This is a genomic window from Bradyrhizobium sp. LTSPM299 (assembly GCF_000938235.1).
Classification (GTDB): domain Bacteria; phylum Pseudomonadota; class Alphaproteobacteria; order Rhizobiales; family Xanthobacteraceae; genus Bradyrhizobium.
In genome coordinates this window covers 137,693-161,169 of sequence record NZ_JYMU01000031.1, presented here as the reverse complement: position 1 = coordinate 161,169, position 23,477 = coordinate 137,693, and the positions used below count along the sequence as shown (strand labels likewise).

Sequence of the window (23,477 nt, the reverse complement as noted above, 5' to 3'; positions counted from 1 at the left end):
GGAGCGTGTGTGACCTATTGTGAGGCCGCAGCGTACTGGATACCCCGCTTTCGCGGGGTATGACACTGAATGTGCGGTGAAACGGCCCTACTCGGCCGGATCGGCCGCCGGCGGGGCGCCCGACGAGGCGGCCGCGGCGGCAGCCTTCTTCTCAACCATCCGCACCGCGATAATGGAGCCCTCGTACAGCAAAAGCAGCGGGATCGCCAGCGAGGCCTGGCTCAGCACGTCGGGCGGGGTCAGCACGGCCGCGATGATGAAAGCGACGACGATGAAATAGCGCCGTTTCTCCTTGAGCATCTTCGAGGTGACGATGCCGATCCGCCCGAGCAGCGTCAGGATCACCGGAAGCTGGAACGCGATGCCGAAGGCGAAGATCAGCGACATCGTCAGCGACAGATATTCGCCGACCTTGGGCAGCAACTGGATTTGCGCGGTTTCCGGGCCCGACGTCTGCTGCATGCCGAGCGAGAACCGAACCAGCATCGGCAGCACCACGAAATAGACCAGCATCGAGCCGAGCACGAAGAAGAACGGGGTCGCGATCAGATATGGCAGGAACGCGCCGCGCTCGTGCTTGTAGAGGCCGGGCGCCACGAACTTGTAGATCTGGGTCGCCACGATCGGAAACGAGATGAATCCGGCGCCGAACAGCGAAAGCTTCAATTTGGTGATGAAATATTCCAGCAGCGCCGTGTAGATGAATTTCGAGTTCTCCGGCCCCGCCACCCAGACGAACGGCCAGACCAGGATGTTGTAGATCTGCGTGGCGAAGAAGAAGCAGAAGATGAAGGCCACGCCGAATCCGAGCAGCGCCTTGATCAGCCGCGAGCGCAGCTCGATCAGATGATCCATCAAGGGGGCCTTGCTGGCCTCGATATCTTCGGCACTCATGACGCTCTCGCGTCCTTCAGAACTTCGGGCTGGGCGGGCGTGATCTCCTCCTCAGGCGCCGGTTGCGGCCGCACTTCTTGGGTGATCGCGAGCGGTTCGCTGGTGGCAACGTGGGTCTCGGCCTCGACGAAAGTTTCCGGCGTCGGTGCGGCCGGTGTCGTGGGCGTTACCGGTGCATCGCTTGCCGATGTCACCGGCGCATCGATCGCGGACGCCACCTGCGCATCGACGGGCTTGTCGATTTGCAGGGAGTCAGTGACGTCCTTCTGCAGTGAGGTCATGATGTTGCCGCTGGTGAAGCCGGTGGCGGCTTCCTTGACCTCGTCGAAGCTCTTCTTGAGGTCGGCCATTTCGGCCTCGCGCATGGCCTCCTGGAACTGGCCCTGGAATTCGGAGGCCATCTTGCGGGCCTTGCCCATCCATTGCCCGACCATGCGCAGCACGCCCGGCAGTTCTTTCGGGCCGATGGCGATCAGCGCGACGACCGCGATGACAACCAGTTCACTCCACCCGATATCGAACATGAAATCTTCCGCTTAAAGCGCGCCGCAATGACCCCAATCCTCCTAACTGGAATTAGGGCTGCCGGCGCTTTTTCTCGACCGGCGTCCATAACGCTTTCGAGCGACGGCGTCACCGTCCCGCGCAAAGAAAAACGTCGAAATGCGCGTCAGTACAATGATGTCAGCCGGGCTTGGGCCTCAGACGGCCTTGCTGCCGACATCCTGGCGCGCGGCCGACGGCGCCGCATTGTGATCGAGCGCCTTGGCGGGTTCGGACTTGTCGGCGACCTTGTCGTCGTCCTGCATGCCCTTCTTGAAGGCCTTGATGCCCTGGGCAACGTCACCCATGAGGTCCGAAATCTTGCCGCGCCCGAACAGCAGCAGGACCACTGCGATCACGACGATCCAGTGCCAAATGCTAAGCGAACCCATCCTGCAAACCTCCAGAAATGGCCGGCGAACCGACCTGAACTTTGCCGGAAGGTAGGCCCGCGGGGTGTCAAAAACAAGGACTTCAGCCGCGGCAAATCGCTGTCGCGGATACGTAATATTGCTAGCCTTAACCGGGAATATTCCGGGCTATTCGCCCTTCTCCTCAGGCCCCGCATCGCCACCCTCGTCGGCGCCGCTGGCTTCGGGCTCGGAGGCGTCCGGTGCGGAGGCTTCGGGCTCGAAGGCTTCCGGCCCGGCTGCGGGCGCGAGCAGCAGTTCCAGCGTGTCGCCGGGCTCAAGCGGCTCCTCGTCCTCGCGCAGCGTCACGTCGTCGGATGGCGAGGGAACGCTGAAGCCGGTCGGCAGACGCGAGTCGAGCAGGCCAGTGCCCTTCAGCTCGTCGAGCCCCGGCAGGTCGCCGAGCGCTTCCAGGCTGAACTGCGACAGGAACCCGTCGGTGGTCCCGAACGTCAGCGGACGACCTGGCGTCTTGCGGCGGCCGCGCGGCCTGATCCAGCCGGTCTCCAGCAGCACGTCGATTGTTCCCTTCGACGTGATGACGCCGCGGATCTCCTCGATCTCGGCGCGGGTCACCGGCTGATGGTAGGCGATGATCGCAAGCACCTCGATCGCGGCGCGCGACAGCTTGCGGGTCTCGGTGCTCTCCCGCGTCATCAGCCACGACAGGTCGCCGGCCGTGCGGAACGTCCACTTGTTGGCAACGCGAACCAGGTTGACGCCACGCGGGGCGTATTCCGCCTGCAACTGCGCCAGCGCCACCTTGATGTCGACGCCGTCGGGCATCCGCTTGGCCAGCGTCGCCTGATCGATCGGCTCGGCCGAGGCGAACAGCAAGGCTTCCAGGAGCCGCAATTCTTCGGGACGCGCCATCGAATCCGCCGGAGCAACCTCCTCGGTATCTTCTACGCGCTTTTCCGCCAGGCTTGCCATGGCTTGCTCTCCTTCTTCCACTTACTCAACCGAGAGATCCGGAGCAGCCATCGCGGCTTGCGCTGGACGCTTTCGGAAATAGATCGGCGCGAACGCCTGCTTCTGATTGATCTCCATCCCACCTTCGCGAACCAGCTCGAGGGCCGCGGCGAAGGTCGATGCGAAGACCGTCGCCTTCTGCGTGGGATCGGCGATGAAGTTCAGCAAATACTCATCGAGGCAGCTCCAGTCCTCGGCGATGCCGACCAGCCGCTCCAGCGAGGCGCGCGCTTCGGCAAGCGACCAAACGGTCCGCTTGGCCAGGTGCACCGTGGTCAGCACGCGCGACTGGCGCTGCGTCGCATAGGCCGACAGCAGGTCGTACAGCGTGGCCGTGAATTTGGGATGGCGGATTTCCGCGATCGATTCCGGATTGCCGCGCGGGAAAATATCGCGCTGGAACTGCTGCCGGTTCATCAGCCGGTTCGCCGCCTCGCGGATCGCCTCCAGCCGGCGCAGCCGGTTGGCAAGCGCGGTCGCCATTTCCTCGGCGCTCGGCCCCTCCGCGCTCGGCGGTTCCGGCAGCAGCAGCCGCGACTTCAGGTAGGCAAGCCACGCCGCCATGACCAGATAGTCGGCCGCCAGTTCGAGGCGGATCTTGCGGGCGGCCTCGATGAACGAGAGATATTGATCGGCGAGCGCGAGGATCGAGATCTTTGACAGGTCGACCTTCTGCTGCCGCGCCAGCGTCAACAGCAGGTCGAGCGGCCCCTCGTACCCCTCGACGTCGACCACGAGCGACGGCTCGCCTTCCGCGAGATCGGCCGGCCGCCCCGTTTCGAACGATAGAATTTCAGCGGTCATGCCGTCCCTACCCGATCCATCAACGCATCCAGTTCCGCGCGTGCCGCCTGCCGATCGAGCGGCTGCGGTGGCTTTCGCGCGGCCAGTGCCCGGTTGGCGCGCTCAAGCGCCGTGCCGGTCAATTCCGGCGTCTCGCGCACAACCTCGCGCATTTCGTCGATATTGCCGTTGCAGTGCAGGACCATGTCGCAACCGGCGGTAACGATGGCCCGGGTCCGCTCCGCGATCGATCCGGCCAACGCATTCATCGACACGTCATCACTCATCAACAAACCTTGGAACCCAATCACGCCGCGAATCACCTGCTCGATGATTGTCGCAGAAGTCGTCGCCGGTTGGGCGGGGTCCAGCGCGCTAAACACAACATGTGCGGTCATCGCCATCGGCAGGTCCGCAAGTGGTTGGAATGCGGCAAAATCGGTCAATTCCAGCTCGGATCTGGAGGTATCGACCATCGGGAGCCGAAAATGGCTGTCCGCCGTGGCCCTTCCATGACCGGGGATGTGCTTGAGAACGGGAAGCACACCACCCTGCTCCAGCCCCTCGGTGACGGCACGGCTGATGGCGGCGACCTTGCCCGGCTCGGTTCCGTAGGCCCGGTTCCCGATCACCGCATCCGCCCCGGCGATCGGAACGTCAGCCAAAGGCAGGCAATCGACGGTAATTCCGAGGTCGATCAGGTCGGCCGCGATCAGGCGTGAACTGAGCCTGGCCGCCGCGAGGCCGAGCTTCGGATCGATGTCAAAGAGCTCGCTGAAGCTCGCGCCGGGCGGATAGACCGGCCAGTGCGGCGGGCCCAGCCGCTGCACCCGGCCGCCTTCCTGGTCGATCAGGACCGGCGCATCGGCATCGCCAGTGGCATTCCTGAGTTCCCGAACCAGCGCAGCGACTTGCGCCGGCGTCTCGATGTTGCGCTTGAACAGGATAAAGCCCCATGGCCGCTCGGCGCGAAGGAATTCGCGTTCCGCGTCGGTGAGGACCAGTCCAGATACGCCCGTGATGAATGCGCGGTTCGCCATGCGGCCGATTAGGCCGCATGGGGCGCACGGGTCAAGGAAACGGCCGTTAATTCCTTTGGACGACGCACTGTCCGCCGGCAGATTTCAGGCTGCCACAGAACTGCGACGCCTCATCCGGCGAGCCGAACGGCCCGACCATGGCGCGGTAATAGACGCCCTTTTCGCCGAGATCGGCCCGCTTGATCACGGGAGGACGCGACCCGAGCACGGCCGGGAACTTGCTCTGCAGCGCCCGGTATGACGCCTGAGCGTCAGCCTCGTTCTTCTGTGAGGACACCTGAACCAGATATCCACCGCCGCTGCTGACCGGGGCCGGAGCAGGCGTCGTCGACGCGATCCGGGTCGGAGGCGCGGCCGGATCAGGCTGGGCGCCGGGAGCCAACGACATCGGCGCATTGGCGCTCGCATTGGCCGAGGCCGGGTTGCCGCGCGACACCAGAGGCTTTGCCCCAGGTTTGGCCGGCGCAGGGGCTGCGGCAGTCGCCGCCGGTGTGCCATCGGGCATATCGCCCTTGACGGACAGGGTCCGGATCTTGCGCGGCTCGCTGTTCGACAGCGCCCCGTTAGGTACGACCGGCGGAGGTGGCGCGACCGGCGCTACGCTGGCGACCGGCGGCGGGTTCGCATTCAGCGGCACGACACGGGGTCCGCCAGCCTTGGCGTTGACGTCAACAGGCGTTTCCTCGCGCGATACGATCTTCTCGGTGCCGTCACCCGCGGCCATCCGGTCCGGGGTTTTGGCCGGCGCATCGGCCTGGGCCGGGATCACCTTGGTCGGGGTGTTGTCGGCCTTGATGATCGGCGGGTCGCCACTGCGGGGCGAGCCGACATAGGTGCGGTACGCGAACGCACCGCCGGTCCCGATCACCGCAAGCGCCAACACCGCGGCAACCGTGATCAGGCCGCTCGAGCGCCTGCGCGGTTCGGGCTCGTCCTCGTAGCCCTGATAGGCATAGGGATCGTCAGGATAGGCCGGGTCGCGCTGAAGGTCCTGCTCGCCCGCTTCCAATTGGCCATACAACGCGTCGTCGTAGCGCGACGGATCGGCGTCGTGGTCGGCAGCCTGGTACTGCGGCTCTTCCTGATAGGTCTCAACCGGCTGATAGGTCTGGACCGGCTCGGGCGCAGGCTGCGCCGGCTGGGGCGCGTAGCGGTGCAACGGATGCACCGCGCTCGGCTGATAATCCGGCTCAGGCTCTTCGTAGTCGATCTCTGGTGACGGCTGCGGCGGTGGCGGCACGACGGCTTCCTGACGCGCGCGCTGCATCCAGGGCGGCGGGCCCGCGGGCGGCGCATCGTCATCTTCCACCGACGACTGAGAGGGCTGCGCCCGGACATTGGCGCGCGACTGCAGCGGGTGCGGCAGCGGCTTGTTGGCCGTGCCGAACGCGTCTGTCTGGCCGATCAGCCTGGCCAATTCGGCGAGCGGGTCGCTATCGGCCTTGGGCGCCGCATCGGGATGACCACGATCGTAGTCATCAGCGGCGGAAAAAGGTCGGTCCTGATATCGATCAGCCATCGTGTTGATGCATCCCCTTCGGGACAGCGCCAAATCGCCGGTACAGCCGGTACAAACGAATTGGCCCCTGCCAGATGCCCCCACGAATCCCCACTCGTGAGAGCCAAATGCCCCTGCCTACCGCATCTCGGTTGGAGCCTGGACGCCTAGTACAGCTAAGCCCGATGCCAGAACCGAGACGACGCCCTGAACCATTGCCAGTCGCGCCCTCGTGATCTCTGCATCATTAGTGATAATGAAGCGTAAATAGGGCAAATCGCGCCCCTTGGTCCAAAGCGCATGAAATTCGCTGGCCAAATCATACAGATAAAAAGCGATTCGGTGGGGTTCATGTGCAACCGCCGCCGCCTCGACCATCCGCGGATAGAGCGCCAGCTGCTTCAGCAGCTGGAGCTCGGCCGGGTCGGTCAGCCGGTCGACGGCGGCATTCCGCAGGTAGGCCAGCCGGCCATCATCGGCCTCGGGCAGATCCGGAACCGCCTCCTCCCGCGCGTTGCGGAAGATCGAATGGCCGCGGGCGTGGCCGTACTGAACGTAGAAGACGGCGTTGTCCTTGGATTGCTCGATCACCTTGGCGAGGTCGAAATCGAGCACCGCGTCGTTCTTGCGGAATAGCATCATGAACCGCACGGCGTCGGAGCCAACCTCGTCGACGACCTCGCGCAGGGTGACGAATTCGCCAGAGCGCTTCGACATCTTCACCGGCTCGCCATCGCGGAGCAGCTTCACGAGCTGCACGACCTTGACGTCGAGCGACGCCTTGCCGGCAGAGATTGCCTTCACGGCGGCCTGCATGCGCTTGATGTAGCCGCCGTGATCGGCCCCGAACACGTCGATCAGATTAGTGAATCCGCGCTCAAACTTGTTCCTGTGGTTGGCGATGTCGGACGCGAAATAGGTGTAGGAGCCGTCCGATTTGATCAGCGGACGATCGACGTCGTCGCCATAGGCAGTGGCCCGGAACAGCCACTGTTCGCGGTCCTCGTAATCCTCGACCGGCTTGCCTTTCGGCGGCGGCAGGCGGCCCTCGTAGATGTCGCCCTTGGCGCGCAGGAAATCGATGGTCTCGGCAACCTTGTTGTTGCCAGACGCGATCAGCGACCGCTCGGAGAAGAACACGTCGTGATGGATGTTGAGCGCGGCGAGATCGCCCTTGATCATCTCCATCATGTCGGCGATCGCCTTGTCGCGCACGATCGGCAGCCACGCAGCGTCCGGCATCGTCAGCAGCTTGTCGCCGTATTGCTTCGCCAGAGCTTCTCCGACCGGCACCAGATAGTCGCCGGGATAGAGCCCTTCCGGGATCGCACCGATATTTTCGCCGAGCGCCTCGCGGTAGCGCAGGAAAGCCGAGCGCGCGAGCACGTCGACCTGGGCGCCGGCATCGTTGATGTAATATTCGCGACAGACGTCGAAGCCGGCAAATTGCAGCAGGCTGCACAACGCGTCGCCGAACACGGCGCCGCGGCAATGGCCGACATGCATCGGCCCGGTCGGATTGGCCGAGACGTATTCGACGTTGACCTTCTCGTCCCTGCCGATACCGCTCTGCCCGTAGGCCGAACCGGCGGCCAGCACAGCGCGCAGCGCATTGGCCCAGACCTGCGGCTTCAGTGTGAGGTTGATGAAGCCGGGTCCGGCGACATCGACGGACGCCACCAGCGCGTCGGCGCGCAGCCGCTCCGCGATCTTGTCGGCGAGCTCGCGCGGCTTGGCCTTGGCATCCTTGGCAAGCACCATCGCGGCATTGGTCGCCATGTCGCCATGGCTGGGATCGCGCGGCGGCTCGACCACGACGCGGGCGAGATCGATGCCCGCCGGCCAGTTGTCCTCGGCGGCAACAGTGCCACAAACGGCGTGCACGCGCGCCAGCACGTCGGCGAAAAGATGAGGTGAAGCAGTGGTATCGGCCATGGGGGGCGCCTAACGCAAATCCGGGGTCGAGTCAAAAAGCCTCTGGTGCTCGATCAGGGCGAAACGGTCGGTCATTCCAGCGATGAAATTGCCGATCCGCCTGCTCCGCGCGCCCTCGGTCTCCTGCTCGGTGCCCTCGATCCATTCGCCCGGCAGGTCGGCGGGCGATCGCCGGTAGCGTTCGAATAGGTCGCGCACCACCTGTTCCGCCTCCCCCATGACCTGCATTACCCGGCGATGATGATACATCCGCCGGTACAGGAACGCCTTGATCGCCGCCTCCTGCTCGGCCACGTCAGGTGGAAACGCGATCAGCGGTGCGTGGTGATGGCGCACGTCGTGGGCGGACTGCGGCCGGGCGGCCTCAAGGCGCTTGCTCGCCTCGGCGAAGACAGCGCCGATGAAGTGAGAGATCAGCTCGCGCACCAGCTCGGCGCCCCGCCTGACCTCATCGAGCCCGGGATAATGCCGGTCGATCTCGCCGATGATCTCGGCGGCCAGCGGCATCTCCTTGAGATCGTCGACGGCGAACAGCCCGGCGCGCAGCCCATCATCGATGTCATGGGCGTCATAAGCGATGTCGTCGGCGAAGGCCGCCACCTGCGCCTCGAGCGAGGCGTAGCTCCAGAGCTCCAAATCGTAGGTCCTGTTGTAGTCGGCAATCCCGACCGGAATGCCGGTTTCGACGTAGCGCCCAGCCGGCGAGCCGCCGCGCTCGGTCAGCGGGCCATTGTGCTTGACGATGCCCTCGAGCGATTCCCAGGTCAGGTTCAGCCCGCCGAATTCGGGATAGCGATGCTCCAGCGAGGTCACGACGCGCAGCGTCTGCGCGTTGTGGTCGAAGCCGCCATGGCCGTTCAGGCACTCGTCGAGTGCCCGCTCCCCGGCATGGCCGAACGGTGGATGGCCGAGGTCATGCGCCAGCGCCAGCGTCTCGGTCAGGTCCTCGTCGAGCCCAAGCTGCCGGGCCAGCGCGCGGGCAACCTGCGCCACCTCCAGCGAATGTGTCAGCCGGGTGCGGTAGTGATCGCCCTCGTGGAAGACAAAGACCTGGGTCTTGTGCTTGAGGCGGCGGAAGGCGGTGGAATGGATCACCCGGTCGCAATCACGCCGGAACGGGCTCCGGGTCCGGCTTGGCGGCTCCGCAAACAGCCTGCCGCGGCTGCGATCGGGGTCGCAGGCATAAAGCGCGCGGGGGGCAGCCATTCCGACCGACACGGTATTTTAGTCCTTATCCATTTGATTCCATGGCCCGACGCACTTAACTATGTGGGGTGCGGGATACCAAGTGAATTGGGTATGACGCCGTCTACCGGAGACCGACCATGACCTCTGCCATCACCGTCAGCGAGCGGGCTGCCCGCCGCATCGGGCAAATCCTCAGCAAAGAGGGCGACGGCGCCAAGCTGCGCATTTCGGTCGAGGGTGGCGGCTGCTCTGGTTTCCAATACAAATTTGACGTCGAGCGCACCCAGGCCGATGATGACCTCGTGATCGAGCGCGACAACGCCGTGGTGCTTGTCGACCCCGCCTCGGTCCCGTTCCTGGCAGGCTCGGAAGTCGACTTTGTTGACGATTTGATCGGCGCCTCGTTCCGCGTTGTCAATCCGAACGCCACCGCCTCCTGCGGCTGCGGCACCAGCTTCTCGATCTAACTTTTTGCACGGATAGGGCCTGCTCCGTCGCGACCACCTCGCGCAGCTGCACCGCGCGTGGTAAGCCGCGCGTGAAATTTTGCGGCTTCGATCCGGGTCCTTCGCATGCGCATTGCTACATGGAACGTCAATTCGGTCCGGCAACGGCTCGAACATCTCGTGAGCTGGCTGAAGGAATGTTCTCCGGACATCGTCTGCCTGCAGGAGATCAAATGCGTCGACGAGGCATTTCCCCGTCTCGAAATCGAAGCGCTCGGCTACAACGTCGTCACCCACGGCCAGAAGACCTTCAACGGCGTGGCGCTACTGTCGAAATTGCCGTTCGACGAGACCAAGTCGGGGCTGGCCGGCGACGATGAGGACGCCCACGCCAGATTCCTGGAGGGCGTCGTCACGCTGAAGCACGGCGTGGTCCGGGTGGCCTGCCTTTATCTGCCCAATGGCAATCCCGCGAATACCGACAAATATCCCTACAAACTCAAATGGATGTCGCGGCTTCTTGAGTACTCGAAGGAGCGGCTTAAGACCGAGGAGCCGCTAATCCTCGCCGGCGACTTCAACGTGATCCCAGCCGCCCGCGACGTCTACAATCCGGCCGCCTGGACCGACGACGCGCTGTTCCGCCCCGCCACCCGGGAAGCCTTCCAGTCGCTGCTCGGCCTCGGACTGACCGACGCGCTACGCGCGGTCAACGACGACCCCGGCCAGTATACTTTCTGGGACTACCAGGCCGGCGCCTGGCAGAAAAACTGGGGCATCCGGATCGATCACCTGCTGATGTCGCCGCAGGCCAGCGACCGGCTGATCGATGTCGGGATCGACAGCTACGTGCGCGCCTGGGAGAAGCCGTCCGACCACGTGCCGGTCTGGGCCGATCTGGATTTCGAGACGGCGTGACCCCCAACTAGAAAGTCAGCTGCACCTTCATTGAGCGCGAGCGATCGCTGGCGAGTTCGAAGGCATCGACCGCCGACTCGAACGGAACTGACGCCGACACCAACGGCTTCAGGTCGACCAACCCCTCGCCCATCAGCCGCAGCGCCAGCTCGAATTCCGGATCGAACCGGAACGTGCCGCGGAGTTGCAGCTCCTTGGCGACGATGGTGTTGATCGGCAGCGTCATCTCGCCGCCGAGCCCGACCTGGACGATGACAGCACCCGGCCGCAACAGGTCGAGCGCCGACCGCAGCGCTGCCTGATTGCCGGAGGCCTCGAACAGCACATCGAGCTGCCCCTTGCCGGCCTTGTAAGGTTCGAGCGCGGCAGCGTCCGTGGCGCTGTTGATCGCCAATGTCGCCCCGAGCTTCCGCGCGATCGCAAGCGGCGCCTCGGCGATATCGGTCGCGACGATCTCGGATGCTCCGCCATAGCGCGCGACGACCACCATCAGCGCGCCGATCGGACCGCAACCCGTGACCAGCACCCGCTTGCCGAGCAGGCTGCCGGCCTGATGTTCGGCGTGGAGACAGACTGCAAACGGTTCGGCCATTGCCGCTTCCGCGAACGACAGACGGTCCGCGATCGGGATCGCCTGCGAGCCGTCGACCGTCACGAACTCACGAAAGCCACCCTGCACATGGGGAAAGCGCATCGCACTGCCGAGGAAGCGCATGTCGGTGCATTGGTTACGCATGCCCTCGCGGCAATAGGAACATTGCCCGCACGGCAGGCTCGGATTGATCGCGACGCGCATGCCGGGCCGGAGGTGGGAAGCACCTGCGCCGACATCGGCAATCGTTCCTGATATCTCGTGCCCCAGCGCCATCGGCTCTCGAATCCGCACCGTGCCGAAACCGCCGTGATGGTAGTAATGCAGGTCGGACCCGCAGATGCCGCCGGCCGCGATCTTGACGCGCACCTGATGCGGCGCCGGCGCGGGATTCTCAAAACTGTCGATCCGCAAATCGTGGGGAGCGTGGATGACGACGGCGCGCATGGCCTACTCTCTCGATTGATGTCCGGCCGGATTGTCGCGGTCACATCGCCGCGAGCATTCCGCCGTCGACATAGATGATCTGTCCGTTCACGTAACTGGAAGCCTCCGAAGCCAGGAAGATCGCAGCGCCGACCAGCTCATCCGGCTTGCCCCAGCGTTTCGCTGGGACGCGCGACATCAGCCAATTGTTGAACTCGGGATTCGACATCAGCGCCTCGTTCATGTCGGTCAGCATGTAGCCCGGCCCGATCGCGTTGGCCTGGATGCCGCTCACCGCCCATTCGACCGCCATCGCACGCGTCAGATTGCGGATGCCGCCTTTCGCCGCCGTGTAGGGTGCGATCGTCGGCCGCGCCAATTCGCTGCCGAGCGATCCGATATTGATGATCTTGCCGCGCTTGCGCGGGATCATCCGCTTGGCCGCCTCGCGCCCGATCACGAAGGCGCTGGTCAGATTCGTCTCGATCACCTTGCGCCACTCATCGGTCGTGAATTCGACCAGCGGCTTGCGATGCTGGATACCGGCATTGTTGACGAGGATGTCGACCGCGATGCCCTCGCGGTCGAAACGTTCGAAGGCGCCGACGACCGCCGGCTCGTCGGTGACGTCGAAGGCTGCGCCCTCAGCCTTGTGTCCGGCGGCACGGAACTCGGCAACCGCTGTTTCGACCCGTGCGGGGTCGACGCCGTTGATGATCAGCCGCGCGCCGGCCGCAGCCATGCCCTCGGCGATAGCGCGACCGAGGCCGCGGGAGGAGCCAGTGACAAGCGCCGTGCGGCCGGAGAGATCGAACAAAGCGGTGCTCATTTAGAATCCTCAAGCGTTGGAACGGCGCACGGTCAGGTCGGAACGGTCGTAGACGGCCGGAAGCAGATCGACGCCGAGGCCCGGCCCTTCCATCGGGTAGACATAGCCATCTTTGATCACAGGCATGGTGGTGACAAGCTCGTTGTACCAGCCCCTGTAGAACGCGCGTACCGATTCCTGGATCAGGGTGTTCGGTTGGCTGAACGACATGTGGATCGCAGCGATGAAGCCGATCGGGCCGATGCAATCATGCGGCGCGAACGGCCGATGATACGTCTCGGCCATCGCCGCGATCTTGCGACCCTCGGTGAGGCCGCCGGTCCAGCAGAGGTCCGCCATCACCACATGCATGGCATCGCGGTCGAGCATGTCCTTGTAGGGGAAGCGCGAGCCGAGCGTCTCGCTGGCGCAAACCCAGACGTCAGTCGAGCGCGCATATTCGGCCAGCGCCTGCGGCGAATTCATCCGGATCGGATCCTCGTACCAGGTCGGCTTGTAGGGATCGATCGCGCGCGCGATCTGCTTTGCGGCCGGGAGATTCCACAGCGAATGGAGTTCGACCATGATCTCCATTTTGTCGCCGACGGCCTTGCGGATTTTCTCGAACGGCTCGAGCGCCTGCTTCATCTGGGCGGCCGTGATGTAGAGGCCGTTGTTCTCCTGCGCAGGCGGATCGAACGGCCAAATCTTCATCGCCGAGATGCCGCTCTCGAGCAGGCTTTCGGCGAGTGCGTCGGCGCGGGTCATGAATCCATCGAGGTCTTCGTATGGACCCGCCGCCTCGCCGAGGTTCCAGTTCGACACTGGACGGATGTTGGTGGAGCGGACATATTGGGTGCCGGCGCAGGTGTTGTAGATGCGCTGCTTGTCGCGGCAGAGACCACCGAGCATCTGGTGCACCGGCTGGCCGCAGACCTTTCCGAACAGATCCCATAACGCGATGTCGATGGCCGATGCCGCGCGATACTCGACACCGGTCGACGACTGCGCCATCGGCAGATTGAGCATGTCGCGATGGATCGCCTCGATGTGCAGCGGATTGCGCCCGAGCAGCCGCCCGGCAAACGTATCGTGGATCTGCGCCTCGACCGCGCCGGCGCCGTAGAAGGTCTCGCCGAGCCCGATCAGTCCGGTGTCGGTGTGGACGCGGACCCAGATCACATTGGCGAACTCTTCCGTGCGCAACGTTTCGATCGAGGTGATCTTCATCGCGATGTCCTCCCGGGGCACCGCTTCGCGCGGGGCCATGTTCTTGATTGCGAGTGCGCCCCCCTGTTGCGGAGGCCCTTTGGGTCGATTGATACGACTGCTTGTAATATTTCACAACATGTTTTAAGTGACGATCAGCAAGATCGGTCCGCGCGATGAACGCAGGCTGGCAGGAGGAAGCAAAATGGTACGGCGCAAACGCACGCTTGAAGTTGTGCGTTCCGACGCGAGGGACGCGGCACAAGGCCGGCGCAACCGCATCAATTTTTTCGAACTCGCCTATCAGCGGATCGAGGAACTGCTGGTCAATTGCGCACTCAGGCCGGGCCACTCCCTCACCGTGCAGGACCTGCAGGACCTCACCGGCTTCGGACGCACCCCGGTCCACCACGCCGTCAACACGCTGGCCGCCGACACGCTGATCATCATCCGTCCGCGCCATGGTCTGCAGATCGCGCCGATCGATCTGGCGCGCGAGCGTATTCTGCTGGCGCTGCGGCGCGACATCGAGCGCTTCGTCATTCGGCTGGCCGCCGAGCGCGCCAGCCTCTCGCACCGCAATCAGGCGCTGCACATCGAGCGGGTGATGAAGGACAAGCGGGCGACGCTGACGCTCGACGAGTTCAATAATCTCGACCGCCGCATCGACAGCCTGATCCTGGGCGCCGCCGGCGAGCCGTTCCTGGCGCATACGCTGCGGCCGCTCCACACCATCTATCGCCGCATCGGCTTCATCCATCACCGCCACATGCCCGGACAGGCTGAGCTAACAGGCACGATCGATAGCCATCTCGCCATTCTCAGTGCGGTCGCCAACCGCCGCGTCGATCGCGCGATGGCGGCGAGCGATGCGCTGATCGATTACATGGACACGATGTTCGACGGCATGGAAGCCGGCATCGATCCGCGGTTGCTCGATTGCAGCATCGAGCCGCTGCTCGGGGCGTAACAGATCACGGGACACTTGTTTACAGGACACTTGATTTCACGACACTTGGGAGCAACGGCGATGTCGACAATGGCAATTCCACAGCAGCAGGCGGCGATCGACGGCGCGGTCCGCCACCTCGTCACCAATTACAGCCCCAAGGGCAACAAGGTCGGCTGGCTGATGATGGCCTCGATCCTGGTCGAGGCCTGGGATCTCTATTCGATCGCCTTCGTGCTGATCTTCATCAAGGAGCAGTACAATCCGGATCCGCTGATGCTCGGGCTCGCCGCGGCCGGTACGCAAGGCGGCGCCCTGATCGGTGCGCTGATCGGCGGCTGGCTGTCCGACAAGATCGGCCGCCGCGTGATGTTCATCGCGACCATGATCATGTTCATCGTGCTGGCGCTGGCGCAGGCCTTCGTGCCCAACGTGACCTGGCTGATCGTGATCCGCTTCCTGCTCGGCATTCCGCTCGGCAGCGATATCTCGACCGGCTACACCTACATCATGGAATCCATGGCCAAGGGCGAGCGCGAGGTCATGGGCAATCGCTGGCAGTTCATGTTCGCGGTCGGCGAAGTCCTGACGATCGGCGTCATCATCCTGTTCCTGCTTGCCGACATCAACCACGAGACGCTGTGGCGCGTCACGCTCGGTCTCGGCGCCCTGCCGGCGCTGATCATCCTGATCATGCGCCACGATGTGCCGGAAACCGCGGTCTGGCTGGTGCAGCAGGGCCGCTTCCGCGAGGCCAAGCAGGTGGCGCGGCAGATGTACAACGACGATCTCGCGATGCTGCCCGACCAGGACGTTGTGGTGCCGAAGCCGCGCACGACCGCCTTCATCGCCGATTTGCGCAAGGATCCGATCCGCTGGCGCGCCACGGTCTACGGCTGGATCGCCTGCTTCGCCCAGGCGAGCGAATTCTCCACCTTCGCGTTCTATTTGCCGGTGCTGTTCGCGATGGTCGGGGTCTCGACGATCCTCGGCAACAACCTCGTGACCATGGCGCTGTTCGCGTTCGCTGCGGTGTCGGGCTGGGTCGGGCCGTTGCTGACGCCGAAGATCGGCCACCGCGGCATCAGCATCGCCGGCTTTTCGATCGTGCTGGTGTCGCTCTTGGTCGCGGCGGGTGCGCTCTACACCGACCACAAATACGTCCTGCCGTTCGCGGCTGCCGCCATGCTGTGGGGCCACTATTGGGACGCCTCGAACTGCATGACGATCCCGACCATGGTCGCCCGGCCGCAGTACCGCGGCACCGCGTCGGGCTTTGCCTACATGTTCGTGAAGCTGCCGTCGTTCCTGGCGATCTTCCTGTTCCCGTCGCTGTTCGCCGCGATCGGCCAGGCCAACGCGACGCTGTTCGTCGCGATCTTCCCGCTGATCGGGCTGCTTGCCGCGATCTTCATCCTGCCGGAGGTCTATGGCTACGAACAGGACTGACGGGGATCAGTCGCGACGGCCCTGCACCCAGTGCTCGAGCATCTGCAGCGCCATGGCGCGGTCGTCCTCGGAGGCCTTGGCCATCGCGCGGTTGTAGCCGTCCTTGATCCAGGCCTCGTCGGCCGTGGCGCTGTCGCGTGCCAGGGCGAGCCACATCAGGCCGCGTGCCCGCTGCGGCGGCACGCGGTCGCCATTGAACAGCATCTGGCCAAGCAGTGCCTGCGCCTGGTGCTGGCCCTTCTGGGCGGCAAGGCCAAGCCAGCGGGCGCCGTAGCGGAAATCATCCCGCGAGGCGTCCGGCGTCTTCAGGTACAGCCGGGCCAAATCGTACTGGGCGTCGGCGTTGCCGAAATAGGAGGCAGCGTAGGAGAACATCTCCCGCGCACGTTCGGTGTCCGGCTTGATCTTGGAATTGGGAATGCCGCTCAGATAGTAGCGGCCGAGCGCCACGAAGGCATTGGCCACGATCGAGGCCTGCGGCGCCGACGGCGAGTCCTCGGCATGCGCGTTGGCGATCCGGCTGAAATATTCGAAGGCGCGCATGTCGTCCTGGGCGACGCCGTCGCCTTCCGCATACATCTTGCCAAGCTTCCACTGCGCCACGGGGTGGCCGGCCTCGGCCAGCGACATGACGCTCGAATTTGGCAAATCCGTTGGCGTGACGGGGTTCGCGGCCCGCTTCAGGGCTGCGGTACCGGGCTGCGGGGCAACCACGGGAAGAGCGGTGTCTTGCGGATTGACCGGGGCTCCGTCGAATCCGAATCCGGGTCCTGCGACCGGAACGGCCGCCAACGCAAATGCCAATATGGTACGCTTAAACGTCCGCATAACACTGTTTCTCGTACGCGCCACCCGGATGGGTGACAGCACCATCCACCGCCGGCCCCACTTGCTCGGCGTATTTCCACAGCGCACCAGATGTATGGTTGGTCGCGCGAGGGGCCCATTTGGTCTTACGATTTGCGAGCTCGGCGTCGCTCAATTTTACGTTAAGAGTGCCGACGTCAGCGTCGATCTCGATGATGTCGCCGTCCTGCAACAGGGCGATCGGCCCGCCGACGGCCGCCTCGGGCCCGACATGGCCGATGCAGAAGCCGCGGGTGGCGCCGGAAAACCGGCCATCGGTGATCAGCGCGATCTTGCCGCCCATGCCCTGCCCGGTCAGCGCCGCAGTGGTCGACAGCATCTCCCGCATGCCGGGGCCGCCCCTGGGGCCCTCGTAGCGGATGACGATGACCTCGCCTTCCTTGTAGGTGCGATTCTTGACGGCCTCGAAGGCGTCTTCCTCACGGTCGAAGCACCGGGCCGGCCCGGTGAACTTCAGATTGGACATGCCCGCGACCTTCACGATCGCACCCTCCGGAGCGAGATTACCCTTCAGCCCGACAACGCCACCCGTAACGGTGATCGGCTTGTCGGCGGGCCGCACCACATCCTGGTGCGGATTCCATTTCACGCCTTTGAGGTTTTCAGCGATCGTTCGGCCCGTGACGGTTAAGCAATCCCCGTGCAGGTGGCCATGGTCGAGCAGCGTCTTCATCAACAGCGGAATGCCGCCAACCTCGAACATGTCTTTGGCAACATAACGGCCGCCCGGCTTCAAATCCGCGACGTAAGGAGTCTTTTTGAAGATTTCCGCAACGTCGAACAAATTGAACTTGATTCCGCACTCATGCGCGATCGCGGGCAGGTGCAATGCAGCATTGGTCGAACCACCTGAGGCTGCAACCACGGCAGCGGCATTCTCCAGGGATTTCAACGTGACGATGTCGCGGGGCCGGATGTTTTTGGCGATCAGCTCCATCACCTTCTCGCCGGCGGCGGTGCAGAAGGCGTCGCGAATCTCGTAAGGCGCCGGAGCCCCGGCAGAATACGGGAGTGCGAGCCCGATCGCCTCGGAGACGGTCGCCATGGTGTTGGCGGTGAACTGGGCGCCGCAGGCGCCGGCCGAGGGGCACGCCACCCGCTCGATTTCGTCGAGGTCCGCGTCCGACATTTCGCCGACCGAATGCTTGCCTACGGCTTCGAACATGTCCTGCACGGTGACCGGCTGCCCGCGGAAGTTGCCGGGCAGGATCGAGCCTCCATAGATGAAGATCGAGGGCACGTTGAGCCGGACCATGGCCATCATCATGCCCGGCAGCGACTTGTCGCAGCCGGCGAGCCCGACCAGCGCGTCGTAAGCATGGCCCCGGATCGTCAGCTCCACCGAGTCAGCGATGCATTCGCGGGACGGCAGCGACGAGCGCATGCCGTCATGGCCCATGGCGATGCCGTCGGTGACAGTGATGGTGCAGAATTCGCGCGGCGTGCCGCCGGCCGAGGCGACGCCCTTCTTCACCGCCTGCGCCTGGCGCATCAGCGAGATGTTGCAGGGGGCGGCTTCATTCCAGCATGAAGCAACGCCGACAAACGGTTGATGAATCTGGGTTGTCGTCAACCCCATCGCATAGAGATAGGAGCGATGCGGCGCGCGTTCGGGCCCCTCCGTCACGTGACGGCTCGGCAGCCTGCCCTTGATGTTCGTCTTGATGTTCGACTTGGCGTCCATCGCAACCCTGCCCCAGCTGTCTCTCCCTCAACGTCCGGAGGCCTCAAAGGTCTCCCGTCGTCGCGAGCGCTGGCTCATTCAGATTTATGAACATGGTTTCATGGAGGGGTGTGGCTAAAAAGCGGCGCGAGTGCGAACTGGCTGCTCATAAGGTTAAATGTTCAGGAACTGTTGCGGTAACGCAACAATCGTGGCCGCAGTGCAACCATCTATTATCGGTCCTTATGGGAACCTGACGGAACCCTGACAGGAATCCACAAGAAGCTGTACCCTCGCGACGGAACTCGCCCGAGTTGTGGATCGATGGTGCCCTCCTCTTGAACAGGGCGCAGGAAAAGCCGTGTGCCGATCGCACCCATGGGCCCGGCGCAACAAAAAGCACCGGGGTAGGACCACAGGTGTAACCGGAAACGCCGGCTTTCCCTGCGCGGTGGCTTTACGGCTTATACGTGCTCCCCGGTGAGCGCTTGGTTGCCACCGTTGTCTGTGAGTAGCGTTAGCCTCTCACGGACTTTCCGCCTGCATTGCAGCGTAAGGACCACACGACTTCGCCGTCCGCGTCACGCGCACTCGTCTGTTGCGCATTCCGCGTCCACCGCATCCCACCGCGCGTTCGTGACGTGCGCTCGCCCCTCAATCGGGTGGGACGGGGGATTCATACACTGAGTTACCCTTCTGATAAAGCGAAATATTTTGCGCGAGGGGCTTGCGCCGTCGGGCAACTCAGTGATTGAGCCAGCGCGGCACGATACGTCCACTATCGTAGGTCATTGCATTGGACTGCACCGCATAAGTGAGACGCGGTCATTCGGGAGCGGGCCATCACGCAGCTTCGCGCTCCCGCTCGGACAGAGCCCTCTCGATTTGACGTCTGACAGAAGCGGTCGGACGCCCTTCCCGCGCAAGCCGGCGAAGCTCGTTCCACAACCTGATGATGTCTCGGTCTTTCTCGGCGTCCATGGCAGCCTCTCGGAGAATTCTCATGTAGGACAAAACGAGAACAAATCCAAACGGCGAGAATGAGGCGTCGCACACGGAACCACACAAGGGCCTCAAGATTGGTGTTCCATGAAGATGTCCAAGGCGATTCGACGGCAGGCGCTGACCGCGGAGCGGGTCGCAGCAACGACAGGCGACGCCGGTGTCGCCAACGAGATGCGCTCGCTCGCCGAGGCGTTCAGGAGCCAGGCCGACATCCTGAAACGAAAGAAGAAGACGAAGAAAAAATGAGCTTCACCGTCAAGGCGAGATCCAAGCATGGAGACATCGTCCATCGCCGCCGCACGTCGGATGCAGCTCTTCGAAAAGCCAGGGAGCTGGCAAAGGCGCACTGCTACGACATCCACATCGTGACGCCGGAGGGACGCGACTACGCCGCCTCAGAGTTCGGGGATCTGCCACGGACGCCACACACGCCTGTCAGAGAGCGATCCGTTCAGAGCGGATTTGGGGCTCGCGTGATGCGCGCCCCGCAATGACGCGGCGGAGCGCGCGCTCAGGGATATCCGTCGCCCGGCGTTTCGACCTCGATCACGTCGATCCGCGACGACGACTTGCCCTTTCGCAGTTCTTCAAACGAGGTCGCAGCGCTCAGGCAGAACAGCGTTCGCCGGTCCGCACCGCCAAGCGCGCAGGCCAGTGCGCGGCGGCCGGCTACGGCGATACGCTCGCACTCTTCGCCGTCGCGGCCGATCCGGATGAAGGCGTCCTCGGTGAAGGATGCGACCCAAACTGATCCCTCGCGGTCAAGGCAGATGCCGTCGGGGTCACTCATGCGGCCGAGCCGTCCGCGCAGGCGCAGGCCGCCGTCCGCTTCGATGTCGTAGTCGGCGAGGCACGCGCCATCCATTTCGGCGACGACGAGACGGCGATGATCGGAGGAGACCGCAATGCCGTTCGGAAAGCGCAAGCCGTCCGCGACGACACGGGCGCTGCCATCCGGCGTCACCAGGATGATCCGGCCGACCGCGCCGCGACCCTCCGGCGGCGGCAGATTGAAGCCGAGATCGCCGACATAAGCACGGCCCTGCCCGTCCACTATCATGTCGTCGATGGTGCCGGTGGCGAGCTGCGAGAGGTCGGCGTAGAGCGAGAGCTTTCCATCGGCAAATCGCAGCAGGCGTTTCCTGGACATCGTCAGCACCACGATGTCTCCGTCAGGCAGCACGCCGAGGCCGCATGGCGTGTCGTCGGCGATCCCTGCATGTTCTGTCACTTCGCCGGCCGGGCTGACGCTGAGCAACGTCCGGGCCATGCAATCGACGAACCAGAGCCGCCCATCGTGCCAGCGCGGGCCTTCGAAATAGCGGCCGCCATCAAGGATGGTTTTCAGTTGGGTCTCTCTCATGACGGCCACCTCACCATAGGATATGTGCTCGGAACACCCGGATGAGGCCAAGCCGCCCACCAGCCGCCCGCCATGGAACTCGGGTTCCCCCCGAGTTCCACACCCTGTGTTCTACATTTCGCCGCCTTTTCCCTGTTGAGTTGCGCCGCCTTAACGCTTGCGAATCAAGGGTGTGATAATCTGCGGCCCGTTGTGCCGCGTATGACGTGATCTGTTTGTGCCTGATGGTTTCGCAGGGGGGACCAGGGAATGAACCGTAGCCACCGTCTGCTGGCGTGCTTCGCCACTGTCGCCGCGCTCGCTTTGATTCCGGTCCAGGCGGCCGCGAAGTCGCATCGCCAGGCCAAAGACCATGTCAAGGCCGCGCATGCGGCGGACAGCAAGGCGCATGGCGCCAAAGCGACCCACGAGGCAGCATCAGGAAAGCGCCGGCATGCCAGGCGCGGCGCCGACGAGCGCAAGTCCGCGAAGGCCAAATCGACCGAGTCCAAATCAGCAGACTCCAGGAAGTCACCCGCAGCAGACGAGGCCTCAGGCCCCCAACTCACCGGCGATCTCGCCACGGTGAGGGATGCGATCCTCGCCGTACGCAGGGGCAAGACCAGCGACGCGACCGATATCCAAAACAAGATCACCGACCCGGTCGGCCGCAAGCTCGTCGAATGGTACCTGCTGCGACACTCCGAATCGGAGGCGAATTTCAGCCGCTTTGCCGCGTTCATATCAGCCAATCCGGACTGGCCGAGCATCACGATGCTGCGCCGGCGGGCCGAGGCACGGCTGTGGCAGGAGCGCAGCGACGCCGCCACGGTGCACGGCTTCACCCTCGATCAGCCCCTCAGTGCCAAGGGCAAGTTCGCCCTCGCCCGCGTGCTGCTCGCCGAGGGCGACCGCGACGGCGCAACCCGTCTGGTGCGCAACGCCTGGCAATCGGAGGAATTATCCGATCGTACCGAGAGCGACGCCTATGATGCGTTCAAGGACCTGCTGACTCGCGACGATCATCGCGCGCGCATGGACAAGCGGATCGGCGCCAAGGACCTCGCCGGCGCCAGGCGCGCCGCCAAGCTGCTCGGCAGCGACGAACTGGCGATCGTGAAGGCCTGCGGTGCCGTGCGGGGGCAATCAAACAAGGCGCAAGATGCGCTCGACAATGTCCCGACTGAGGCGCGCGGCGATCTCGGCTACACGCTCTGCCGCATCCAGGGACTGCTGGCGCAGAACAAGATCGACGACGCGGCCCGCGTCACGATCGCAGCCGCCCCGCAGACCATGGCGCAGCAGGACACGGACGCGTGGTGGCGCGAGCGGCGCCTGCTGGCCCGCAAGCTGCTCGATCAGGGCAAGGTCCAAGCCGCCTATGACGTGGTCCGCCCGGCGGCGCTGCCCGACAACCCGTATTACCGTTCCGACCTGCATTTCATGAGCGGCTGGATCGCGCTGCGTTATCTCGACGACGCCAAAACCGCGGCGGCGCATTTCGCGCGGATCGACGAAGGCCAGAGCAATCCGACCGTGCTGGCGCGCGCCGCCTATTGGCGCGGCCGCGCCGCCGAGGCGCTCGGCGACACCACGGCGATGCGGGCTGATTACGAGGCCGCTGCGCGTTATCCGACGGCGTATTACGGTCAGCTTGCGCTGGAAAAGCTCGGGCGTGATGGCGTCGACCTGCACCCGCCCTCGCCCGCCGCTATCGCCGGCAACGGCGCTGCGGACGAGCGGGTGCGCGGCGCCGACATGCTCTATGCGATCGGCGAACCCGACGTCGTGCTCTACTTCGCCGCCGACCTTGCCGAGGAAAGTGCCGACGTCGGCATGCTCGAGGCGCTTGGCGAGCTCACCGGCCGGCACAACGACGCCCGCGCCATGCTGCAGATCGGCAAGATCACGCTGGCGCGCGGCTTTGCCTTCGACCACTACGCCTTCCCGGTCATCGGCATTCCCAAGCACGCACCGATCGCCCCCGACATCGGGCGCAGCATGACCTATTCGATCGCACGCACCGAAAGCGCGTTCGATCAGCGCGACAAATCATCCGCCAATGCCGTCGGCCTGATGCAGGTGACGCCGGAAGCCGGCCGCGACACCGCAAAACGCTTCGGTGTCAGTTACGACTGGGACAAAATGGTCTCTGATCCCGTCTACAACACCCAGATGGGCGCGGCCGAGCTCAGCGCGCTGCTGTCGGAATATCACGGCTGTCACATCATGACCTTCGCCGGCTACAACGCCGGCCGCGGCCGCGTCCGCGACTGGATCAAGGCCTATGGCGATCCGCGCGATCCGAAGGTCGATTCGGTCGACTGGGTCGAACGGATCCCGCTGTCGGAGACGCGCAATTACGTGCAGCGCGTGATGGAGAATTTTGCGGTCTACCGCGCGCGGTTCGAAGCCAGCGACGCCGCCGTGGTGGCGAAGAACGGCGAGCGTGTCGTGACGCAGGAGACGAATGCGGCGCCAATGGCAACGATGCCGTCGCAGTAAGCGATGTCGCAGCGAGATAGGCTGTCGTCCCGGCG

Annotated in this window: 21 protein-coding genes; 6 read left to right on the top strand and 15 right to left on the bottom strand. The window is 64.3% G+C overall.

The window, feature by feature from the left end:
• Nucleotides 1–87: 87 nt before the first annotated feature.
• The 9 genes from tatC to UP10_RS18210 form a co-directional block, all read right to left on the bottom strand.
• Complete coding sequence (gene tatC, locus UP10_RS18250; protein WP_044588673.1) at nucleotides 88–894, bottom strand: twin-arginine translocase subunit TatC; 807 nt, start codon at nucleotides 892–894, stop codon at nucleotides 88–90.
• Nucleotides 891–1,418 (bottom strand): Sec-independent protein translocase protein TatB, encoded by a 528-nt coding sequence (tatB, locus tag UP10_RS18245; RefSeq protein WP_044588672.1) that lies wholly within the window; start codon nucleotides 1,416–1,418, stop codon nucleotides 891–893. The genes tatC and tatB overlap by 4 nt, the downstream gene beginning before the upstream one ends.
• A gap of 177 nt (nucleotides 1,419–1,595) precedes the next feature.
• Complete coding sequence (locus UP10_RS18240; protein ID WP_044542283.1) at nucleotides 1,596–1,829, bottom strand: twin-arginine translocase TatA/TatE family subunit; 234 nt, start codon at nucleotides 1,827–1,829, stop codon at nucleotides 1,596–1,598.
• Between the two features lie 147 nt (nucleotides 1,830–1,976).
• On the bottom strand, nucleotides 1,977–2,780 hold the full coding sequence (scpB, locus tag UP10_RS18235) for an SMC-Scp complex subunit ScpB (RefSeq protein ID WP_044588671.1): 804 nt from the start codon (nucleotides 2,778–2,780) through the stop codon (nucleotides 1,977–1,979).
• A 21-nt stretch (nucleotides 2,781–2,801) separates the two neighbouring features.
• Nucleotides 2,802–3,623, bottom strand: coding sequence for a segregation and condensation protein A (locus UP10_RS18230; protein WP_044588670.1), 822 nt, complete (start codon nucleotides 3,621–3,623; stop codon nucleotides 2,802–2,804).
• Complete coding sequence (gene nagZ / locus UP10_RS18225; protein ID WP_044588669.1) at nucleotides 3,620–4,642, bottom strand: beta-N-acetylhexosaminidase; 1,023 nt, start codon at nucleotides 4,640–4,642, stop codon at nucleotides 3,620–3,622. The genes UP10_RS18230 and nagZ overlap by 4 nt, the downstream gene beginning before the upstream one ends.
• 46 nt (nucleotides 4,643–4,688) lie before the next feature.
• A complete protein-coding gene (locus UP10_RS18220) occupies nucleotides 4,689–6,161 on the bottom strand; it encodes an SPOR domain-containing protein (protein WP_044588668.1) in 1,473 nt (490 codons plus the stop codon).
• A 117-nt stretch (nucleotides 6,162–6,278) separates the two neighbouring features.
• Nucleotides 6,279–8,075 carry an arginine--tRNA ligase gene (gene argS / locus UP10_RS18215; protein ID WP_044588667.1) on the bottom strand — a complete coding sequence of 599 codons (1,797 nt, stop codon included), beginning with the start codon at nucleotides 8,073–8,075 and terminating at the stop codon, nucleotides 6,279–6,281.
• 9 nt (nucleotides 8,076–8,084) lie between these two features.
• Nucleotides 8,085–9,293: a deoxyguanosinetriphosphate triphosphohydrolase gene (locus UP10_RS18210; protein ID WP_156180115.1), complete on the bottom strand. Its 1,209-nt coding sequence runs from the start codon at nucleotides 9,291–9,293 to the stop codon at nucleotides 8,085–8,087.
• 107 nt (nucleotides 9,294–9,400) lie between these two features.
• On the opposite strand from UP10_RS18210, the gene erpA reads away from it, so the two are divergent.
• Complete coding sequence (gene erpA, locus UP10_RS18205; protein WP_044588665.1) at nucleotides 9,401–9,730, top strand: iron-sulfur cluster insertion protein ErpA; 330 nt, start codon at nucleotides 9,401–9,403, stop codon at nucleotides 9,728–9,730.
• A 105-nt stretch (nucleotides 9,731–9,835) separates the two neighbouring features.
• Nucleotides 9,836–10,627, top strand: a complete 792-nt coding sequence (xth, locus tag UP10_RS18200; RefSeq protein ID WP_044588664.1) for an exodeoxyribonuclease III — start codon at nucleotides 9,836–9,838, stop codon at nucleotides 10,625–10,627.
• 7 nt (nucleotides 10,628–10,634) lie between these two features.
• Here xth and UP10_RS18195 read toward each other — a convergent pair whose 3' ends face one another.
• Genes UP10_RS18195 through UP10_RS18185 form a run of 3 tightly spaced genes read right to left on the bottom strand, consistent with a single transcriptional unit; the run spans nucleotide 10,635 to nucleotide 13,683 of the window.
• Nucleotides 10,635–11,666, bottom strand: coding sequence for an L-idonate 5-dehydrogenase (locus UP10_RS18195; RefSeq protein ID WP_044588663.1), 1,032 nt, complete (start codon nucleotides 11,664–11,666; stop codon nucleotides 10,635–10,637).
• A gap of 40 nt (nucleotides 11,667–11,706) precedes the next feature.
• The gene (locus UP10_RS18190) at nucleotides 11,707–12,474 is read right to left on the bottom strand and encodes a glucose 1-dehydrogenase (protein WP_044542293.1); all 768 of its coding nucleotides are present in this window, start codon (nucleotides 12,472–12,474) and stop codon (nucleotides 11,707–11,709) included.
• 9 nt (nucleotides 12,475–12,483) lie between these two features.
• On the bottom strand, nucleotides 12,484–13,683 hold the full coding sequence (locus UP10_RS18185) for a mandelate racemase/muconate lactonizing enzyme family protein (RefSeq protein ID WP_044588775.1): 1,200 nt from the start codon (nucleotides 13,681–13,683) through the stop codon (nucleotides 12,484–12,486).
• 184 nt (nucleotides 13,684–13,867) lie between these two features.
• On the opposite strand from UP10_RS18185, the gene UP10_RS18180 reads away from it, so the two are divergent.
• Nucleotides 13,868–14,632: a GntR family transcriptional regulator gene (locus tag UP10_RS18180; RefSeq protein WP_044588774.1), complete on the top strand. Its 765-nt coding sequence runs from the start codon at nucleotides 13,868–13,870 to the stop codon at nucleotides 14,630–14,632.
• Nucleotides 14,633–14,692: 60 nt separating this feature from the next.
• On the top strand, nucleotides 14,693–16,060 hold the full coding sequence (locus tag UP10_RS18175; protein WP_044588662.1) for an MFS transporter: 1,368 nt from the start codon (nucleotides 14,693–14,695) through the stop codon (nucleotides 16,058–16,060).
• A gap of 6 nt (nucleotides 16,061–16,066) precedes the next feature.
• Here the strand turns inward: UP10_RS18175 and UP10_RS18170 are convergent, their stop codons facing one another.
• Nucleotides 16,067–16,888: a tetratricopeptide repeat protein gene (locus UP10_RS18170; RefSeq protein WP_044588661.1), complete on the bottom strand. Its 822-nt coding sequence runs from the start codon at nucleotides 16,886–16,888 to the stop codon at nucleotides 16,067–16,069.
• Nucleotides 16,875–18,611 (bottom strand): dihydroxy-acid dehydratase, encoded by a 1,737-nt coding sequence (gene ilvD / locus UP10_RS18165; protein ID WP_044588660.1) that lies wholly within the window; start codon nucleotides 18,609–18,611, stop codon nucleotides 16,875–16,877. Before ilvD ends, UP10_RS18170 begins: the two co-directional genes overlap by 14 nt.
• A 1,068-nt stretch (nucleotides 18,612–19,679) precedes the next feature.
• Here ilvD and UP10_RS44370 point away from each other — a divergent pair.
• Nucleotides 19,680–19,841: a hypothetical protein gene (locus UP10_RS44370; RefSeq protein ID WP_156180111.1), complete on the top strand. Its 162-nt coding sequence runs from the start codon at nucleotides 19,680–19,682 to the stop codon at nucleotides 19,839–19,841.
• 265 nt (nucleotides 19,842–20,106) lie between these two features.
• Here the strand turns inward: UP10_RS44370 and UP10_RS18160 are convergent, their stop codons facing one another.
• A complete protein-coding gene (locus tag UP10_RS18160) occupies nucleotides 20,107–20,958 on the bottom strand; it encodes an SMP-30/gluconolactonase/LRE family protein (RefSeq protein ID WP_044588773.1) in 852 nt (283 codons plus the stop codon).
• A 249-nt stretch (nucleotides 20,959–21,207) separates the two neighbouring features.
• On the opposite strand from UP10_RS18160, the gene UP10_RS18155 reads away from it, so the two are divergent.
• Entirely contained in the window at nucleotides 21,208–23,442 is a 2,235-nt protein-coding gene (locus tag UP10_RS18155; RefSeq protein ID WP_044588659.1) for a lytic transglycosylase domain-containing protein, read from the top strand.
• Nucleotides 23,443–23,477 lie beyond the last annotated feature (35 nt).

Coding starts and splice junctions, on each gene's coding strand:
- scpB (WP_044588671.1), bottom strand. CDS start 2,780: ATGGCAAGCCTGGCGGAAAAGCGCGTAGAAGATACCGAGGAGGTTGCT.
- UP10_RS18230 (WP_044588670.1), bottom strand. CDS start 3,623: ATGACCGCTGAAATTCTATCGTTCGAAACGGGGCGGCCGGCCGATCTC.
- UP10_RS18175 (WP_044588662.1), top strand. CDS start 14,693: ATGTCGACAATGGCAATTCCACAGCAGCAGGCGGCGATCGACGGCGCG.
- tatB (WP_044588672.1), bottom strand. CDS start 1,418: ATGTTCGATATCGGGTGGAGTGAACTGGTTGTCATCGCGGTCGTCGCG.
- ilvD (WP_044588660.1), bottom strand. CDS start 18,611: ATGGACGCCAAGTCGAACATCAAGACGAACATCAAGGGCAGGCTGCCG.
- UP10_RS18195 (WP_044588663.1), bottom strand. CDS start 11,666: ATGCGCGCCGTCGTCATCCACGCTCCCCACGATTTGCGGATCGACAGT.
- nagZ (WP_044588669.1), bottom strand. CDS start 4,642: ATGGCGAACCGCGCATTCATCACGGGCGTATCTGGACTGGTCCTCACC.
- UP10_RS18180 (WP_044588774.1), top strand. CDS start 13,868: ATGGTACGGCGCAAACGCACGCTTGAAGTTGTGCGTTCCGACGCGAGG.
- UP10_RS44370 (WP_156180111.1), top strand. CDS start 19,680: ATGAAGATGTCCAAGGCGATTCGACGGCAGGCGCTGACCGCGGAGCGG.
- UP10_RS18170 (WP_044588661.1), bottom strand. CDS start 16,888: ATGCGGACGTTTAAGCGTACCATATTGGCATTTGCGTTGGCGGCCGTT.
- UP10_RS18185 (WP_044588775.1), bottom strand. CDS start 13,683: ATGAAGATCACCTCGATCGAAACGTTGCGCACGGAAGAGTTCGCCAAT.
- argS (WP_044588667.1), bottom strand. CDS start 8,075: ATGGCCGATACCACTGCTTCACCTCATCTTTTCGCCGACGTGCTGGCG.
- UP10_RS18190 (WP_044542293.1), bottom strand. CDS start 12,474: ATGAGCACCGCTTTGTTCGATCTCTCCGGCCGCACGGCGCTTGTCACT.
- UP10_RS18220 (WP_044588668.1), bottom strand. CDS start 6,161: ATGGCTGATCGATATCAGGACCGACCTTTTTCCGCCGCTGATGACTAC.
- UP10_RS18160 (WP_044588773.1), bottom strand. CDS start 20,958: ATGAGAGAGACCCAACTGAAAACCATCCTTGATGGCGGCCGCTATTTC.
- erpA (WP_044588665.1), top strand. CDS start 9,401: ATGACCTCTGCCATCACCGTCAGCGAGCGGGCTGCCCGCCGCATCGGG.
- xth (WP_044588664.1), top strand. CDS start 9,836: ATGCGCATTGCTACATGGAACGTCAATTCGGTCCGGCAACGGCTCGAA.
- UP10_RS18155 (WP_044588659.1), top strand. CDS start 21,208: ATGAACCGTAGCCACCGTCTGCTGGCGTGCTTCGCCACTGTCGCCGCG.
- UP10_RS18240 (WP_044542283.1), bottom strand. CDS start 1,829: ATGGGTTCGCTTAGCATTTGGCACTGGATCGTCGTGATCGCAGTGGTC.
- tatC (WP_044588673.1), bottom strand. CDS start 894: ATGAGTGCCGAAGATATCGAGGCCAGCAAGGCCCCCTTGATGGATCAT.